This is a genomic window from Brevibacterium sediminis, from assembly GCF_024895295.1.
GTDB lineage: Bacteria > Actinomycetota > Actinomycetes > Actinomycetales > Brevibacteriaceae > Brevibacterium > Brevibacterium sediminis.
The window spans coordinates 292,952-308,431 of the sequence record NZ_JAHQRN010000002.1; the positions used below are offsets into that span (position 1 = coordinate 292,952).

A 15,480-nucleotide genomic window follows, 5' to 3' on the forward strand; every position below is an offset into this window, starting at 1 on the left:
GCTCAGTGAGGTGAGCCGGCCGAGGTGAAAGCGAGGAAGACGTCGTCGAGGCTGGGACTGTGCAGGGAAACCGAGGCCCGAGGCGATCGGGAAGTCCACGGCTCGAGAGCCGCGGCGAGGCCGGCGACAGTGCCGTCGGTCGCGATCTCATCCAGTTGAGTTCCGTCTGTTCCGCGGATCGACACGGTGTCCTCGCCGATGCGTGCCTTGAGTTCTGCCGGTGTGCCCAGACCCGCCATTCGGCCGCTGTCGAGCAGGCCGATCCGGTCGGCCAGTGCATCGGCCTCGTCGAGGTACTGGGTGGTGAGGAACACCGTCGCGCCGCCTCGGGAGAGCTCGCTGACTTCAGTCCACAGCTCCTGCCGGGAGCGGGTGTCCAGCCCGGTGGTGGGTTCGTCGAGAATGAGCAACTCGACGGGGACGACGAGGCTGAGAGCCAGGTCGAGGCGGCGACGCATACCGCCGGAGAGTGCGGCGACCCGGGTGGACATGAAGGCTGTGAGGCTGAGCCTCTCGGCGAGGTCGCGGCTTCTCGCTTTCGCGGCACTCCGGCTCAGCCCGGAGAGCCGACCGAGGAGGACGAGGTTCTCTTCGGTCGAGAGGTGGGCATCGACGGCAGCTGACTGGCCGGTGACGGCGAATCGCCGCTTCGCCTCGGCGGGTGACTCACGCACATCGACGTCCATGACTCGAACTGATCCGGCATCAGGGCGGACGAGTGTGGTGAGGATATTGATGCATGTGGTCTTCCCGGCGCCGTTGGAGCCGAGAAGTGCGAAGACCTCGCCTCTGTGCACGTGGAAGTCGAGTCCGTCGAGGACGGTCTTCGTTCCGAAGCGCTTGCCCACCTGTGTGAAGGAGATAGCGGGAGAACGGAGGTCACCCGTGTCGATGTGCCCTGTCGGTTTCGGTGACGGTGCCGTTGAGTCCTGTGCGGTGCTGGTTGAACTGTCCGTGGTCATGATGGGAGTCCTCTCACGAGTCGTGGTTCCCGGAGCAAGTTTCTGTATATGACAGAAACTGTGTATGACAATAACACGCAATATATGCCATACACAATATAGACTGGCGGTATGAGCACGGATGATCTGATCGAGCAGCTTCCCAGTGGAATCGCACTGGCCTGGGGTGTCGCGGCGACTCCCCAGCGGGGGCCGAAGAGGGAGATGAGCGTCGAGAAGATCGTCGACGCTGCGATTGAGATCGCCGACAGCGACGGCATTCAGGCGGTGTCGATGTCGGCGGTCGCGAAACGACTCGGGTACACGCCGATGTCGCTCTACCGCTATGTCAGCTCGAAGGACGATCTGCTGCTGCTCATGCAGGAGGAGGCGACCGGCCTGCCTCCGGAGCCAGGCGAGGAGGATCTCGGCTGGCGGGCACGACTCGGTGAACTCTATGAGGCGCAGTCACAGATCTATTCGCGTCAGTCCTGGCTGCTGTCGATGCCGATCACCGGCAGTCCGATCACACCGAACAGTTCGGCCTGGCTGGAAGCCGATCTCGAGGCGCTCCGCGATACCGGTCTGACCGAAGAGGAGGGGATCGCTGTCTCACTTCTCGTCACCGGTGCGGCTCGTTGGAAAGGGCTGATTGCGGCAGGCTACGAGGAGCAGAGCAGAGCGACCGGGTTGGATGCCGCCGAGGTGGCGGCGCGGGAGCAGCGTCTCTTCGACGCCGTCATCACAGAGGATGGATATCCCTTCCTCAGGAAGGCGATCGATGCGGGGGTCTTCGCCTCGGAATTCGATCCCTTCGACTTCGGGCTCGAACGAGGTTTGGACGGGGTGGAGGCCTTCATCGAGGCGATCGTGAACGCGCGGGCAGGTGCCGTGTCCGACGTGGCGAACGACGGCTCGAGCGCAGCGACCTCAGTCGCCGCGCCCGATGATGCGACGGAGGCAGCGGCTGCAGGGCATGCCGTGATCGCCGATGATGACCCGGCGGTAGCGGCCGATAAGAAGCTTCGAGAGGCGCAGAAAGCGGTCCGGCAGGCGCAGAAGGTGCTGGCCGAGGCGCGGAAACGGGAACGTCAGGTTCTGCGGGAAGCCAAGGAGCGAGTCGCGAAGCGACGCTGAGCGTGAATGTGAGAAGCGGCGCCGGACATTTCGTCCGGCGCCGCTTCTCGCATCTGCCGCGGTTCTCAGATTGGGAGAGGTGTCAGTACCTGGGTCCCGAGGGATTCTTCACTGCGCGCTTGACGGAGGCCACCAGCGACTTGGCCGAACCGATCGCGGTGCCGGGAACCGGGTTGCCCTTCTTGAACAGCGGGAGGGCCACAAGGACGAGGATGATCGCAATGACGGCGAGGATGCCGAAGACGATGAGGAAGCTGCCCCACCATGGCCAGCCCAGGCCCTCATGGAATGCGGCCGCACCGGCGAAGATCACCATGAACGAGGACAGGAAGAGCAGGAAGAGAGCGACGATGGCCAGTCCGGCACCGATGCCCAGGTTCTTCGCACCGGCAGTGGCCTCGGCCTTGGCGAGGGCAATCTCTTCTTCGGCGATCGCTTTGGAATCGTCGCTGATGCCTTTGATCAGTTCGCTGATGGACCGTTCGGCCATGAGAGCTCCTAAATCGAGAACGAGGACAATCTAACTTAAGAGTAGTCTGAACGGGCTCTGCGGCCAAAGGCGAATCGGCGGGGAACCGGGAAAACCCGTCGGATCCGGACGACCGCCGTTATGCGGCAGGGTCGTCTGTCACCGACGGGTCATCCGATTTCGGCCTCAGAGCGAGGGGCTCAGGCTCCTGTGACGGACTTTTCGATCTGATCCATCACCGAGGCATCGGCGAGGGTCGACGTGTTGCCGACCTCGCGGTTCTCGGCAACGTCCTTGAGCAGGCGACGCATGATCTTGCCCGAGCGGGTCTTGGGCAGGTCCGTGACGATGTGCACCTTCTTCGGCTTCGCGATGGGGCCGATGTCCTTGCCCACATGCTGACGCAGCTCCTCAGAGGTCTCGGGGGAGTCCTCGACGCCGTTGGAGACGATGACGAACGCGACGACGGCCTGACCGGACGTGTCGTCGGCGGCGCCGACCACAGCCGCCTCGGCGACCTTGGGATGCGCGACGAGCGAGGACTCGATCTCCGCGGTGGACAGGCGGTGACCGGACACATTCATCACGTCGTCGACACGCCCGAGGAACCAGATGTCCCCGTCCTCATCACGGCGGGCGCCGTCGCCGGCGAAGTACGTGTCTTCGAACCGCGACCAGTAGGTCTCCTTGAAGCGCTCCGGGTCTTTCCAGATTCCGCGCAGCATCGACGGCCATGGGCGGCGGATGACGAGCAGTCCGCCTTCGGGGCCGGCCGGGTTCTCACCCGAATCATCGACGACATCGACGGAGATGCCGGGAATCGGACGCTGTGAGGAGCCGGGCTTGGTTGAGAGCACGCCGGGCAGAGGCGCGATCATGTGGGCCCCGGTCTCGGTCTGCCACCATGTGTCCACGATCGGGCAGCGCTCACTGCCGATGACGCGGTGGTACCAGCGCCAGGCCTCGGGGTTGATCGGTTCGCCGACGCTGCCGAGCAGGCGCAGACTGGACAGATCGTACTTCGCGGGGATCTCCTCTCCCCACTTCATGCAGGTGCGGATCGCCGTCGGTGCGGCGTAGAGGATCGTGGCTCTGTACTTCTCTATGATCTCCCACCAACGACCCTGATGCGGGGTGTCCGGAGTGCCTTCGTAGATGATCTGAGTGGTGCCGGCGGCCAGTGGGCCGTAGGTGACATAGGAGTGACCGGTGATCCAGCCGACGTCGGCGGTGCACCAGAAGACATCGGATTCGGGCTTGATGTCGAAGACGGCCTTCATCGAGTAGAGCACCTGAGTGAGGTAGCCGCCGGTGGTGTGGAGGATGCCCTTGGGCTTTCCTGTCGTACCGGAGGTGTAGAGGATGAACAGCGGGTGCTCCGAGTCGAAGAATTCGCACTCGTGTGTGTCGCCGGCCTGGCCGACGGAGTCCTCCCACCACTGGTCCCGGCCTTCGACCCAGTCGACGTCCTGACCGGTGCGCTTGACGACGAGGACGTGCTCGACGGGAGTGTCGCCCTGGGCGATCGCCTCGTCGACGGCCGGCTTGAGACTCGTGGGCTTGGCACGACGGTAGCTGCCGTCGGCGGTGATGACGACGCGGGCTTCGGCGTCGATGATGCGCGAGTGCAGAGCATCAGCGGAGAAACCGCCGAAGACGACGGAATGCGCCGCACCGAGGCGGGCGCAGGCGAGCATCGAGATCACCGCTTCGGGAATCATCGGCAGATAGATGGCAACCCGGTCGCCGGTCTTCACGCCGAGGTCGGTCAGCGTGTTCGCCGCCTTCGACACCTCGGCCAGGAGCTCGGCATAGGTGAAGGTGCGGGAGTCGCCCGGTTCGCCTTCGAAGTTGATGGCCACGCGGTCGCCGTTGCCTGCGAGGACGTGACGGTCGAGGCAGTTATAAGCGACGTTGAGCTTTCCGCCGACGAACCATTTCGCGAACGGCGGGTTCGTCCAGTCGAGGACCTCGCCGAAGTCTTCGTGCCAATCGACGAGCTCACGGGACTGTTCGGCCCAGAAGCCCAGGTAGTCCGCCTCGGCGCGTTCGTATTCATCGGCTTTGACGTTGGCTGCGGCCGCGAACTGCTCAGGTGGGGCAAACGTCTCGGTCTGCTCGGCAGCGGTTTCGGTCATGCTTTCCCTCCGACTTCCTTGGTGGATCGAAAATTCTAGTTGCACTGTATACCTGCGGTCGGGGGCTGGGGAGAGCAGTTTCACTCGATGAACGGGGAAATCGGGGGTAGCCACCGCGCATTTGTCGTGGTATGGCTCACATGATTTCGATGGTTGCGCGGCGACGGAAGGGCCGCCTCGGCGGGGGACTGAGGAGTCTTCGACGTGCCTGAGAATGCGCATATGAGTGCACAGGTGGCCTGTGTTCTGCAAGGATGGGGTCAGAGTCTGTCGGGATCCGTCCCGCGCGGACACGGAAACACTGTTAGCTTTTCCCCGAGATCGACTGGAGTCAGCGATGAGTTCGCCGCAGCATCCAACCGGGTCCGGGCCACAGCCGTGGCAGGATCAGCCCCCGCAGTACCCGGGCCAGAACGCGCAGCAGCCTGGTGGTCAGCCGCCGGCCTACGGTTCGGGGCCAGGGCAGTTCGGTTCTGCTCCCGGGCCGGGCTATGGTTCCGCACCGGGACCCTACGGTTCGGCACCGGGACAGCCCGCCGCACAAGGACCCTATGGTTCGGCTCCGGCTCAGTACGGTTCGGGACCTGGCCCGTACGGTTCTGCTCCCGGTCAGTACGGATCGGCGCCGGGACCCTATGGTTCGGCTCCGGGACAGGGCCAGTTCGGTCAGGCGCCTGCGCCGAAGCAGAAGACCGGCCCGGGAATCCTCGGCCCGCTGACTCTGCGCGATCTCTTCCTCCTGTTCGCCGGACTGCTCGCCTTCATCGCATTGTTCGTGCCTTACCGGGGTTACGACTACGGCCTCGGCAGTGAGACGACCACTCTGTGGCACTGGAATGTCGCCGATATGGGCGCGCTCGTGTTCGGAGTGCTCACAATTCTGCTCATCGTGGCGGCCGTGCTCGTCAACAAGCTCGGCAACAGCCGACTGCGAGTCGGATCGCTCAGCCTCGACCAGTTCATCTCCGTGCTCTCGGCGATCGCCTTCACCTATGTGTTCGTCGATCTGCTCACTTCGGCGGTCTACTGGCATGTGGGTTCGTACCTGACGTTCTTCGCCGGCCTCATCGCGTTCTTCGCCGGAGTATTCACGATGCTGCCGTTCTTCGCCAAGGAATTCGCCGGCCGCGAGGACATCGAAACCCATCCGAAGGCTCGCCCTGTCACCAAGCACACCCAGCATCCGGCACCAGTGGCCAATGTGCCCGGTGCTGCCGGCCCGGGCACCGGTGCACCCGGATTCGCGCCTTACGGAGCGGCTCCGGCCGGTGTGGGACAGGCGGCGCCCGGTCAGCCGGATCAGTTCGGTCAGCCGAGCGGCCCGGGACAGTCCGCCCAGCCGACTCAGTTCGGTGCGCCCGGACAGCAGGACCAGTTCGGCGGACCAGGACAGTCGGGTCAGCCTGCACAGCAGGGGCAGCAGGACCAGTTCGGTCAATCAGGACAGTTCGGCGGTCCGGAACAGCAGAACCAGTTCGCCGCTCCGGAACAGCGGGCCCAGCCTTCCGACCAGCAGAACCAGCCCAGCCCCTACGCTCCGCCGCAGGAGCAGGACTCCGAGCGTTCGGCTAGCTCCTTCGCCGCACCCGCCGCTTCCGGCACCTCGGGCGCGGGCGCTGCGCCCGAATCCGCGGACGTGGCATCCGACCAGGCCTCGGACGACGGACCGGTGCACAGCACCGGTGACGGACAGACCTACCTGGGTCGTCACGATTCGGGCGCCCCACAGCATTCGCAGAGCGAACCGACTCAGGCATTCGGTGTCGGAGCCGGACAGCCGCAGACCAATGCGACCGGAGACCAGACCGCCGCTGCGGGAAGCCGGGCTGCTGAGTCGGGCAGCCAGCCTGCAGCGTCTGACGCCCAGTCCAGGCAGTCCGATGACAAGTCACACTCGGGCGCAGCGGCCGTTGCCGCAGGCGCCGGAGTGATCGGTGCCGGTGCTGCCGGCGTCGCTGCCGCGCATTCGGATTCCGAACGTCGCCGTGGCCGCCACGCCGCTCCCGAAACGGAGTCCGACGCGGAATCGACGCCTGGTGCGGAATCGACGTCCGGTGCGGAATCGACCGACACCGGGTCGGCTGCTCAGAAGGATGAAGCGAACGACGACACGTCCGCGGACCGGTCCACGGCCGCCTCGTCGGAGTCAGACGAAACCCCCACGGTGGTGTCACCGTCCGAGAGCAGCGACCTGGTCTCCAAGGTCAACGCCAAATCGTCCGACACGAACGCCGCCGAAGGTGCGAACGTCGCCGGCGCGAATTCGGTTGCGCAGTCCTCGACCGATGCCGGTCAGGCCTCGACAGGAAATGCATCGGAAGATGCGGCCTCGGCAGATACGGCGTCGAACGATTCGCGATCGGATTCCCCGGCATCGACCGACGGAACTACGGCGCAGGACCCGGACGACGACGCCAACATCCGCTCCACCGATGCCACCGTCGTCAGCACCCCGGCCGACGACAAGGTCGTGTCAGATGATGAACCCACCTCAGTTGGCAAGACGGGCGCGGACGACGACGAACAGGCGACCGCTGTGATGGAGCCGGCAGTCAGCTCGGAGCGGACCACCGCTCCCGAAAGCGAAGAGCCGACTCAGTACGTTCCCGTGGCCGACTACGCCAACCGGCCGGAGACCGACGGGGGCGCGGAGAGGTCGAACGACGAGACCATGGCACAGACGGCCGTCGACAACCAGCCGGTGCCCGCCGATGCGGGGCAGAACCGGTCCGGTGATGCGCCGAACGACGGACGGAACGCCGATCAGGACAATGGTCAGGCCGAGAACCAGGACGGTGGACGCCCCATCATCCAGGCCTTCTGGTTCGCCGTTCCCGAACCGCGCGAAGCCGTGGACGAGACCACCGGAATGCCGGTGTTCACGATCTATCCCGGCGACTGGTACCTCAGCCTCGAAGACAACGGATCCTGGTTCAAGGTCCGCGACTCCGACGGCAGCACCACTGGCATCCTGCGCAATATCGAAGGAATCCAGCGCGGCTGAATCGACTGGAATCCACTCACGCGTCAACGCTGTGGACAGACCTCGGTCGAATCGGTGCCCACCGGCACCACATGATGTGACCGGCCGGTCGGCCCACCGCGGCTGACGTGGACGGAGGCCGCCGACTGCCGCTGGGGGCGCCTCCTGTGACTCAACCTCACAGGAGGCGTCCCTTCGTCGTTCCATCCACAGGGCGGCACTCCGGCCTGGCCGGTGACAGCGGGGCGGATCCAGGCTCGGTGCATGCAGGTAGCCCTCATCACCGACCTCGGTGCGATCACGGAAGAATGCGCCCGAGTGGCCGAAAGCATCGGCATCTCGCTGACCGTCCTGCCTCCCGACTCCGGAGGCTGGCAGTCCGCGTCGCTCATCCTCCTCGGAGAAGACGTCCGCGAAGCCCCCGCCACCGACCGGGCAGACACGATCCTCGTCGTCCTCGACGATGACGAACCCTCCTCGACCTGGGCGAGGGCCGCGCACCTCGGCGTCGACCAGCTCGCCGTGCTGCCTGCTGCTGCGGAATGGCTGAGCGGGCGGATGATCGCCGCTGTCGAACCGCCGACGGCACCCGGGGCCACGGTCGGCGTCGTCGCCGGATGCGGGGGAGCCGGAGCCTCCGTGCTCGCCTGCGCACTCGCCCGGCGGGCCGGAGCCGATCACAGCACCGTCCTCGTCGACGCCGACCCGCTCGGTGGGGGACTCGACCTCGTCCTCGGTGCCGAACAGGCCCCCGGTCCGCGATGGACCGACCTCAGTGCCTCCCGCGGACAGCTGCGCCCCTCCACCCTGGCCGAAGCGCTGCCCCGCCACGACGGGCTCGCCCTTCTGTCCTGGGGGCGAGACGACACCGTCGACCTCGACCCGGACGTCTTCGACGACTTCCTCGCCGCGGCCGGCCAGGCCTTCGACCTCGTCATCGTCGATCTGCCCCGCCACGCCCCACCCCGGTGGACCCGGCGCTGCCATCATGTCCTCCTCGTCTCCCCGGCCCGGGTCAGATCCGCCGTCGCCTCCTCCCAAGTGGCCAAGCGGCTCTCCCAAGCCCACCCGGATGTGCGCCTCGTCGTCCGTGAAACCGGGGCCGGCGGGCTCGACGCCGACCTCCTCGCCGATTCCATCGGGCTGAGCCTGGCTGGAAGCATCCGCGACGATCGGGGCCTGTCCGCTGCCGTCGACCGCGGCGAGGGAATCCCAGGTGGGGCGCACCTCGGCCGCCTCGTCGACCGATTGCTGGGGGAGTGGGTGGAATGAGCGAATGGCTCGACGCCTCGCTCGTCGCCGATGTCCGCAAAACGCTGCTCGACAATCCGGGACCGGTGACCACGGCCGCCGTCGCCGAGGCGGTCCAGCGCACCGGACGCGTGCTCGGTTCCTCCGCCCTGCTCGAACTCGTCACCCGGCTGTCCGCGCAGCTGTCCGGGGCCGTACCCCTGCAGTCCGTGCTCGAGGTGCCCGGCACCACGGACGTGTTCGTCAACGGGCCGCGGGAGGTCTTCGCCGACACCGGTGACGGTCCCCAGCTGCTCGACCTGACGCTGGGATCCGAAGAGGACGTGCGGTCCTTGGCGGTGCGTTTGGCCGCCCTCGGCGGGCGCCGCCTCGACGATTCTTCCCCCTATGTCGACGTTCGTCTGCCCGACGGGGTGCGGATGAACGCGATCGTCCCACCGATCTCCGGGGAGACGACGACGATCAGCTTCCGCGTACCCAAACGGGCCGGATTCCCCTATTCCCAGCTCTGCGCCGAAGGGTTCGTCCCCGCTGAGATCAGCCCCCTCGTCGCCGAGGCGGTCACCTCGCGGGCGAACATCCTCGTCTCCGGCGGAACGGGCACGGGAAAGACCGTCCTCCTCGGCGCTCTGCTGTCGCTGGTCGAACCGATCCAACGCATCGTCATCGTCGAGGACTCCCGCGAGCTCATCGTCACCCACCCGCACACCGTGCAGCTCGCTGCGCGTCAGGCCAACGTCGAAGGCGGCGGCGAAGTGACCCTGACCGACCTCGTGCGCAATGCCCTGCGGATGCGGCCCGATCGCCTCGTCGTCGGGGAATGCCGCGGTGCCGAGGTCCGGGACATGCTCACGGCCCTCAATACCGGGCACGAGGGTGGGTGTGCGACGATCCACGCGAACACCGCCGAGGCCGTGCCCAGCCGGGTGGCTGCGCTCGGTGCGCTGGCGCAGATGAGTCCGGACGCCGTGTATTCGCAGTTCTCCACCGCCATCGACCTCGTCATCCATCTGCGTCGCACGGGTTCCGAGCGGGGAGTCACGGAATTGGCGATCCCGACGAGGACCGGATCCGAGGGAGTGGTGATGGAACCGGTGTTGGGTCGCCCCTCGCCGTCGACGGCCGGCACTGTCAATCGGCGTGCCCTGGCCCGGTTCGAAGCCGTGCTCGAACAGAAGTCCGCGCAATGATCGTCGTCACCGCCGTCCTCATCGCGGCCGGGATCATCCTCGCCGCGCCTCCGGACCCGGGCTCCAGGCTGCGCGAGCTCTTGCCCCGTGGCGAGGGCGGAGAATCTGTGCGGAAAGGGGTGCGTGCCTTCTTTCGCCCAGGCGGTCACACCGCCGACGATCAGGCCGAGCGTCTGTGGGCGATCGCCGCCGTGGAGAACTGCGCCCACCTGCTCAAGGTGGGGATGACCCCGCAGGCGGTGATGAGCACGCTGAGTCGCCGCAACGACGTCCTGACCCCGATCTCACGAGCCATCTCCCTGGGTGAGGAACCCGGACGTGCCATCGCCATCCGCAGCTCCGGACTGTCGGAAACCGCCGCTCACGTGCTGTCGGGAATGGCCGCTGTGTGGACGGTGTCCGAACGCTCCGGAGCACCGGCAGCGGAGATGATCCTCAGGTATGCGGCAGCCCAGAGAGACGCCCTCGACGCCGAACGCGAACGCCGCATCGCCATGGCCGGACCGAGGTCGACGGTGCGGGTGCTCAGCTGGCTGCCGCTCATCGGCGTCGGTCTCGGTCTGCTCATCGGCGTCCGCCCTCTGGAACTCATCACCGGACTGCCGGGACAGCTGAGCATCGGTGCCGGTCTCCTCCTGTACGGGGCCGGCCGGTGGTGGATGCGGACGATGATGCTCAGGGCACAGAGATGACCATGCTGATTGTGCTCATCGGTGTCTGCGTCGGACTCGGCGTGCTCCTGTGGTCCGGACCGACCCGCGGGAGACTGCAGAGCCTCCTCGGCGAGGGCCGATCCGTTCCCACCGACACCGAGGCGGCTGCCGGGGAGGCGGGAACGCCGGAGTCGGGGACGGCAGGAGCAGTGGCCGATGATCAGCTGGCGTTCGACCTCGACCTTGTGGCGATCTGCCTGACCTCCGGTCTGCCGATTCCCGTGGCGCTGACCCTGACCGCCGAGGCGACCGACGACCGGTCGGGTCTGCAGAGGATCGCCCGTGCAATGACGATCGGAAGGCGCAGGCTCGCCGACGACGATCGCCTGCTGCCGGTGCTCGAGGTCTTCGAGTTCTCCGAACACACCGGCGTCGGCCCGGCACCTCTCATCGAGTCAGTGGCCGAGGAGCTGCGGGCTTCGTCCCGTCGGCGTCGGCAGGAGGCGGCCGCCTCTTTGGGTGTGCAGCTGGTGCTGCCTTTGGGCGTGTGCATTCTGCCGGCGTTCCTGCTGCTGTCTGTCGTTCCGGTCGTCATCTCACTGCTGACCGACCTCACGACCGTGTTCTTCTGAAGTGGTGACCGGGTTTTCAGACTCGACCGATAGGCTCGGGACATGGCACCGGTCACACCTTTCAATCAGCTGTCCAATGTCGAACAAGCCGAGGACTACGCCGAGAATCTCTTCGTCGGTCGATCTGTGCGTCTCCGGCCGCTGAGGGAGGATGATCTGCCGTACCTCGAACAGTGGTGGTTCGATCCCTCGATCGTCGTCCTGCAGAATCACACGGTTCTGCCGCGGCCCGAAGGGGGTGTGTCCGAGCAGTTCTCGCAGTGGAGTGCGAACACCTCGAGCGAGGCAGTCGGCTTCAGCATCGAGCTGACCGAAACCGAGGAGTTCGTCGGCCATGTCACCCTCTACGGACGCAATCCCATCAACCAGTCCGCTACTCTGGCGATCGTCCTCGGCCCTGAATTCCACGGTCGCGGATACGGCTCGGATGCCGTGCGACTGGCCGTGAAATACGGGTTCCTCCAATTGGGACTCAATCGCATCGAGCTGCAGACCTGGGCGTTCAACACCCGTGGAATCGCCTCCTATACGAAAGCCGGATTCGTCGAAGAAGGCCGTCGACGCGAAGCCGTGTTCTTCAACGGCCGGCGCCACGACGAAGTCATCATGGCCATCCTCAGAGACGACTGGGCCGGCAACAGCTGAGGCGCCCCGCCACTGACTCGCACGCCGTTTCCTGTGGACGGCGCCTCCACTCACACACGGTGAGCCTGTGGATGCAGAACACGTTTCCACAGGTGCGAATCCGGCCCTGGACACGGCAGCATGCCGACTCCCAGGCTGAAGGTCCGCTCGCAGAGTGTGAACGGGGTTTCAGCCAAGGAGGAGAGCATGGCCACCACATCACCGTCCCCGCAGATCGAGGACCCACCGACCGGGCACGCGGAACCGGTCGAGGACCACAGCGAGATCGAACAGTTCTGGGAACCCGACGCCGGAGCGACCACAGCCGAATATGCGATCACCACTCTGGCCGCGTGCGGATTCGCCGCACTTCTCGTCGTGGTCCTCAAATCCGAACCGATCAAGGAACTCATCACGGGGGTCATCTCCTCGGCGCTCGGTCTGGGTAGCTGAACCGTCATGGCACGCGGACGCTCCCGTCAGCGGCAGCGAGGATGGGATCGCGATGCGGGAACGGCGACGGCGGAATTCGCCGTCGTCATGCCGGCTGTCGTTCTTCTCATCGTGCTGCTCGCGGGAGCCGCCGCTGTCGGGTTCTCCCAGCTGCGAGCCTTCGACGCGGCACGGTCCGCGGCCCGTGAGATCGCCCGCGGCGAACCACAGGCCGCCGTCGTGTCCGAAGCGAAGAAGCTCGCCGGTGACTCATCCTCGGTCCGTGTCCGAGCCGACGGCGGATACTCGGTCGTCACGGTCACGATCGAGCTGCCGGCCGCGATCTTCTTCCTCGACACCGTCGACGCGGATGCCACCGCACGGTTCGAAGGGGACAGAGGAGGACCGTCATGACGAACATCGTCGTGGGTCTCTGCTCGATCGTGCTCGTCCTCGTCACCGCCATCGGCAGCCTCGGCCAGGCGTTCGTCGCCCACAGTCGGGCACAGAGTGCCGCGGATCTGGCGGCGCTCGCCGCCGCGGACGCCGTGCGCGGACTGGCCACCGGGGAACCGTGTGAGACGGCGAAGGAGGTCGCGATTCGCAACGGCGGACACCTCAAGGACTGCCGTGCCTCATTGAGTGAGCAATCCGCCTATGTCGTCATCGAAGTCGACATCCCGGGACCTCTGCCGAAGGTCAGAGAGGAGGCCGTCGCCGGGAAATGAGGGGGATCGCTACCTGAGCACGGTGCGCAGCAGCCGCAGCGCAGCGTCCTTCTCCAACGGTTCGTTGCCGTTGCCGCACTTCGGCGACTGCACACACGACGGGCAGCCGTCGATGCACTCACATGCGGCGATGGCATCCCTTGTCGCACCCAACCATTCTTCGATGACCTCGCTGCCGCGTTCGGCGAAACCGGCACCACCGGCCAGACCGTCATAGACGAACACTGTCGCCAGTCCGGTGTCGGCATGCAGAGCTGTCGACACCCCGCCGATATCCCAGCGGTCACAGCCGGCGAAGAGCGGCAGCAGACCGATCGAGGCATGCTCGGCGGCATGGACGGCTCCGGGCAGGTCTCCGGAGACGACTTCGGCCTCGTCGAGGACGCTCTGCGGAATGGTCCACCACACGGCCTTCGTCCGCAGCGTGCGCTCCGGCAGGTCGAGCTCGTGTTCGGCGATGATCGCTCCACCTCGCTTGGCCCGCATCCGGTAGGCGACGACCTGATCCTTGACGTCGACGGTGCCGCTGCACACAGCCACCCCGGAGGGCAGAACCCGCTGCGCATCGGTGTCGACGATCGAGATCTCCGTCTGCGAGCGCGGCTGAGTCGTGTAGTCGACCTCGGCACGTTCGACGGCGACGATCCGGTCCTCGAGGTCGAGATCGAGGACGGTGAAGTCGATGCCCTGATGCGTGTACACCGCGCCCGGATGGGCTCCCGTATGTGCACCCGATTCGTCGACCGTGCCCAGCAGAGTGCCGGTGCTCGCTTCGACCAGGCTGAATTGTCCGCCGCCGGAACCGCGGATATCGGACAGGTCGGTCGCCGGTTGGTCTTTTGCCCAGAACCATCCGGTTGGCCGTGCTCGCAGCATCTTCCGCTCCACGAGATCGTCGATGACCTCGGACGAATCGTCCGGGAAGTGCACGAGATCGGCCGCCTTCAGAGGCACCTCGGCGGCGGCCGCACACAGGTGACCGGAAAGCACGTGCGGATTGCCAGGATGGATGACGCCGGCGTCGACGGGGGAGTCGAAGATGACTTCGGGGTGGTGGACGACGAAGGTATCGAGCGGATCATCGCGGGCGATGAACACAGTCATCCACCGTTGCCCGGCTCGGCCCGCGCGTCCCGCCTGCTGCCATAGGGACGCCAAGGTCCCCGGCCAGCCGGAGATGATGACCAGGTCGAGTCCGGAGATGTCGATGCCCAGCTCCAGAGCATTCGTCGACGCCACGGCCAGCAGCTGACCCGAACGCAGAGCCGTCTCGAGCATCCTGCGCTCTTCGGCCAGATACCCGCCCCGGTATGCCGCGACCTTGCCGGTCAGGGTCTCGTCCACCTCACCCACCTGGTCACGGACCGTCTGCGCCAGGGCTTCGGTGCCTCGGCGGGAGGCGATGAACGTGATCGATCGATATCCGGCGCACATGGAATCGGTGATGACATCGGCGGCCTCGACGAGGCCGCTGCGCCGGTCCCCGCCCGGTGACACAGGAGGCTCCCACAGTGCGAAGCTGCCTGCTGCCCGGGGTGAAGAATCCTCGGTCACCGCGTTTGCGGGCCGCCCGGTCAGCTTCGCAAAGGCTGCGTCCGGGTCCGCCATCGTCGCCGAGGCTCCGATGACGACCGGTGAGGCCCCGTAGTGGGCGGCGATGCGCAGTAGGCGGCGGAGGATGAGTGCGACGTGGGACCCGAACACTCCACGGTAGCGGTGGGCTTCATCGATGACGATGAAGCGCAGGTTTTTGAACATCCGGGCGAAGCGTTCGTGCTGGGGCAGAATGCTGCGGTGGAGCATGTCCGGGTTGGTGAAGATGATGTTCGCATGCCGTCTCGCCCAGTCCTTCGAGACCTGTGAGGTGTCCCCGTCGTAGCTGGCGGGACGCATGCCCTGGATGACGAATCGTTCGAGTTTGGCCAGCTGATCGGCGGCCAGAGCCTTTGTCGGAGCGATGTAGATCGCCGAGGCGGTGCGCAGCTTCCCGCGAGTCGATTGGATCGCTTCGAGCACCGGCAGCCAGAATCCCAACGACTTGCCCGACGCGGTGGGGGTGGCGATGACGACGTCGGAACCGTCCCTGGCCGTCTGCGCCGCCTTGAGCTGGTGCTGCCACAGAGCGTCGACGCCGATGGAATGACATGCGTGCTTGAGTTCCTCGTCGATCCAGTCCGGCCACTCGGCATCCCGTTCGAAACGCTGCGGGATATCGCGGACATGGACGATCCGCTCATCCCGGGCACCGAAACCGGTGACGATGTCGAGAAGAGCAGAGGAGGCCATGAGTCAATTATGGCGC

General features: G+C 66.1%; 14 protein-coding genes. 10 read left to right on the forward strand and 4 right to left on the reverse strand.

Annotated features, from left to right (window positions below):
- Positions 1-2: 2 nt before the first annotated feature.
- Complete coding sequence (locus KTJ89_RS05725; protein ID WP_259357051.1) at positions 3-962, reverse strand: ABC transporter ATP-binding protein; 960 nt, start codon at positions 960-962, stop codon at positions 3-5.
- Positions 963-1,073: 111 nt separating this feature from the next.
- On the opposite strand from KTJ89_RS05725, the gene KTJ89_RS05730 reads away from it, so the two are divergent.
- Positions 1,074-2,078, forward strand: a complete 1,005-nt coding sequence (locus tag KTJ89_RS05730; protein WP_259357052.1) for a TetR/AcrR family transcriptional regulator — start codon at positions 1,074-1,076, stop codon at positions 2,076-2,078.
- 82 nt (positions 2,079-2,160) lie between these two features.
- On the opposite strand, the gene KTJ89_RS05735 is transcribed toward KTJ89_RS05730, so the two are convergent.
- Positions 2,161-2,568 (reverse strand): phage holin family protein, encoded by a 408-nt coding sequence (locus tag KTJ89_RS05735; RefSeq protein ID WP_039211350.1) that lies wholly within the window; start codon positions 2,566-2,568, stop codon positions 2,161-2,163.
- A gap of 179 nt (positions 2,569-2,747) precedes the next feature.
- Positions 2,748-4,685 carry an acetate--CoA ligase gene (acs, locus tag KTJ89_RS05740; RefSeq protein ID WP_259357053.1) on the reverse strand — a complete coding sequence of 646 codons (1,938 nt, stop codon included), beginning with the start codon at positions 4,683-4,685 and terminating at the stop codon, positions 2,748-2,750.
- 337 nt (positions 4,686-5,022) lie between these two features.
- Here acs and KTJ89_RS05745 point away from each other — a divergent pair, with 337 nt between their 5' ends.
- The 9 genes from KTJ89_RS05745 (at position 5,023) to KTJ89_RS05785 (ending at position 13,178) form a co-directional block, all read left to right on the forward strand.
- The gene (locus tag KTJ89_RS05745) at positions 5,023-7,689 is read left to right on the forward strand and encodes a hypothetical protein (protein WP_259357054.1); all 2,667 of its coding nucleotides are present in this window, start codon (positions 5,023-5,025) and stop codon (positions 7,687-7,689) included.
- A 243-nt stretch (positions 7,690-7,932) separates the two neighbouring features.
- Positions 7,933-8,940 (forward strand): septum site-determining protein Ssd, encoded by a 1,008-nt coding sequence (gene ssd / locus KTJ89_RS05750; protein WP_259357055.1) that lies wholly within the window; start codon positions 7,933-7,935, stop codon positions 8,938-8,940.
- Positions 8,937-10,109, forward strand: coding sequence for a TadA family conjugal transfer-associated ATPase (locus KTJ89_RS05755; protein WP_259357056.1), 1,173 nt, complete (start codon positions 8,937-8,939; stop codon positions 10,107-10,109). Before ssd ends, KTJ89_RS05755 begins: the two co-directional genes overlap by 4 nt.
- Positions 10,106-10,801: a type II secretion system F family protein gene (locus KTJ89_RS05760; RefSeq protein WP_172173908.1), complete on the forward strand. Its 696-nt coding sequence runs from the start codon at positions 10,106-10,108 to the stop codon at positions 10,799-10,801. The genes KTJ89_RS05755 and KTJ89_RS05760 overlap by 4 nt, the downstream gene beginning before the upstream one ends.
- Positions 10,798-11,394: a type II secretion system F family protein gene (locus tag KTJ89_RS05765; protein ID WP_253904004.1), complete on the forward strand. Its 597-nt coding sequence runs from the start codon at positions 10,798-10,800 to the stop codon at positions 11,392-11,394. The genes KTJ89_RS05760 and KTJ89_RS05765 overlap by 4 nt, the downstream gene beginning before the upstream one ends.
- A gap of 42 nt (positions 11,395-11,436) precedes the next feature.
- Positions 11,437-12,039 (forward strand): GNAT family N-acetyltransferase, encoded by a 603-nt coding sequence (locus KTJ89_RS05770; protein ID WP_092016110.1) that lies wholly within the window; start codon positions 11,437-11,439, stop codon positions 12,037-12,039.
- A 186-nt stretch (positions 12,040-12,225) separates the two neighbouring features.
- Positions 12,226-12,471, forward strand: a complete 246-nt coding sequence (locus KTJ89_RS05775) for a DUF4244 domain-containing protein (RefSeq protein WP_172173905.1) — start codon at positions 12,226-12,228, stop codon at positions 12,469-12,471.
- A gap of 6 nt (positions 12,472-12,477) precedes the next feature.
- A complete protein-coding gene (locus tag KTJ89_RS05780; RefSeq protein WP_172173902.1) occupies positions 12,478-12,864 on the forward strand; it encodes a TadE family protein in 387 nt (128 codons plus the stop codon).
- On the forward strand, positions 12,861-13,178 hold the full coding sequence (locus KTJ89_RS05785; RefSeq protein ID WP_139468699.1) for an Rv3654c family TadE-like protein: 318 nt from the start codon (positions 12,861-12,863) through the stop codon (positions 13,176-13,178). Before KTJ89_RS05780 ends, KTJ89_RS05785 begins: the two co-directional genes overlap by 4 nt.
- 9 nt (positions 13,179-13,187) lie before the next feature.
- Here the strand turns inward: KTJ89_RS05785 and sftH are convergent, their stop codons facing one another.
- Complete coding sequence (gene sftH / locus KTJ89_RS05790; protein WP_172173899.1) at positions 13,188-15,464, reverse strand: DNA 3'-5' helicase SftH; 2,277 nt, start codon at positions 15,462-15,464, stop codon at positions 13,188-13,190.
- Positions 15,465-15,480: the final 16 nt, after the last annotated feature.

Coding starts and splice junctions, on each gene's coding strand:
- KTJ89_RS05725 (WP_259357051.1), bottom strand. CDS start 962: ATGACCACGGACAGTTCAACCAGCACCGCACAGGACTCAACGGCACCG.
- KTJ89_RS05730 (WP_259357052.1), top strand. CDS start 1,074: ATGAGCACGGATGATCTGATCGAGCAGCTTCCCAGTGGAATCGCACTG.
- KTJ89_RS05735 (WP_039211350.1), bottom strand. CDS start 2,568: ATGGCCGAACGGTCCATCAGCGAACTGATCAAAGGCATCAGCGACGAT.
- acs (WP_259357053.1), bottom strand. CDS start 4,685: ATGACCGAAACCGCTGCCGAGCAGACCGAGACGTTTGCCCCACCTGAG.
- KTJ89_RS05745 (WP_259357054.1), top strand. CDS start 5,023: ATGAGTTCGCCGCAGCATCCAACCGGGTCCGGGCCACAGCCGTGGCAG.
- ssd (WP_259357055.1), top strand. CDS start 7,933: ATGCAGGTAGCCCTCATCACCGACCTCGGTGCGATCACGGAAGAATGC.
- KTJ89_RS05755 (WP_259357056.1), top strand. CDS start 8,937: ATGAGCGAATGGCTCGACGCCTCGCTCGTCGCCGATGTCCGCAAAACG.
- KTJ89_RS05760 (WP_172173908.1), top strand. CDS start 10,106: ATGATCGTCGTCACCGCCGTCCTCATCGCGGCCGGGATCATCCTCGCC.
- KTJ89_RS05765 (WP_253904004.1), top strand. CDS start 10,798: ATGACCATGCTGATTGTGCTCATCGGTGTCTGCGTCGGACTCGGCGTG.
- KTJ89_RS05770 (WP_092016110.1), top strand. CDS start 11,437: ATGGCACCGGTCACACCTTTCAATCAGCTGTCCAATGTCGAACAAGCC.
- KTJ89_RS05775 (WP_172173905.1), top strand. CDS start 12,226: ATGGCCACCACATCACCGTCCCCGCAGATCGAGGACCCACCGACCGGG.
- KTJ89_RS05780 (WP_172173902.1), top strand. CDS start 12,478: ATGGCACGCGGACGCTCCCGTCAGCGGCAGCGAGGATGGGATCGCGAT.
- KTJ89_RS05785 (WP_139468699.1), top strand. CDS start 12,861: ATGACGAACATCGTCGTGGGTCTCTGCTCGATCGTGCTCGTCCTCGTC.
- sftH (WP_172173899.1), bottom strand. CDS start 15,464: ATGGCCTCCTCTGCTCTTCTCGACATCGTCACCGGTTTCGGTGCCCGG.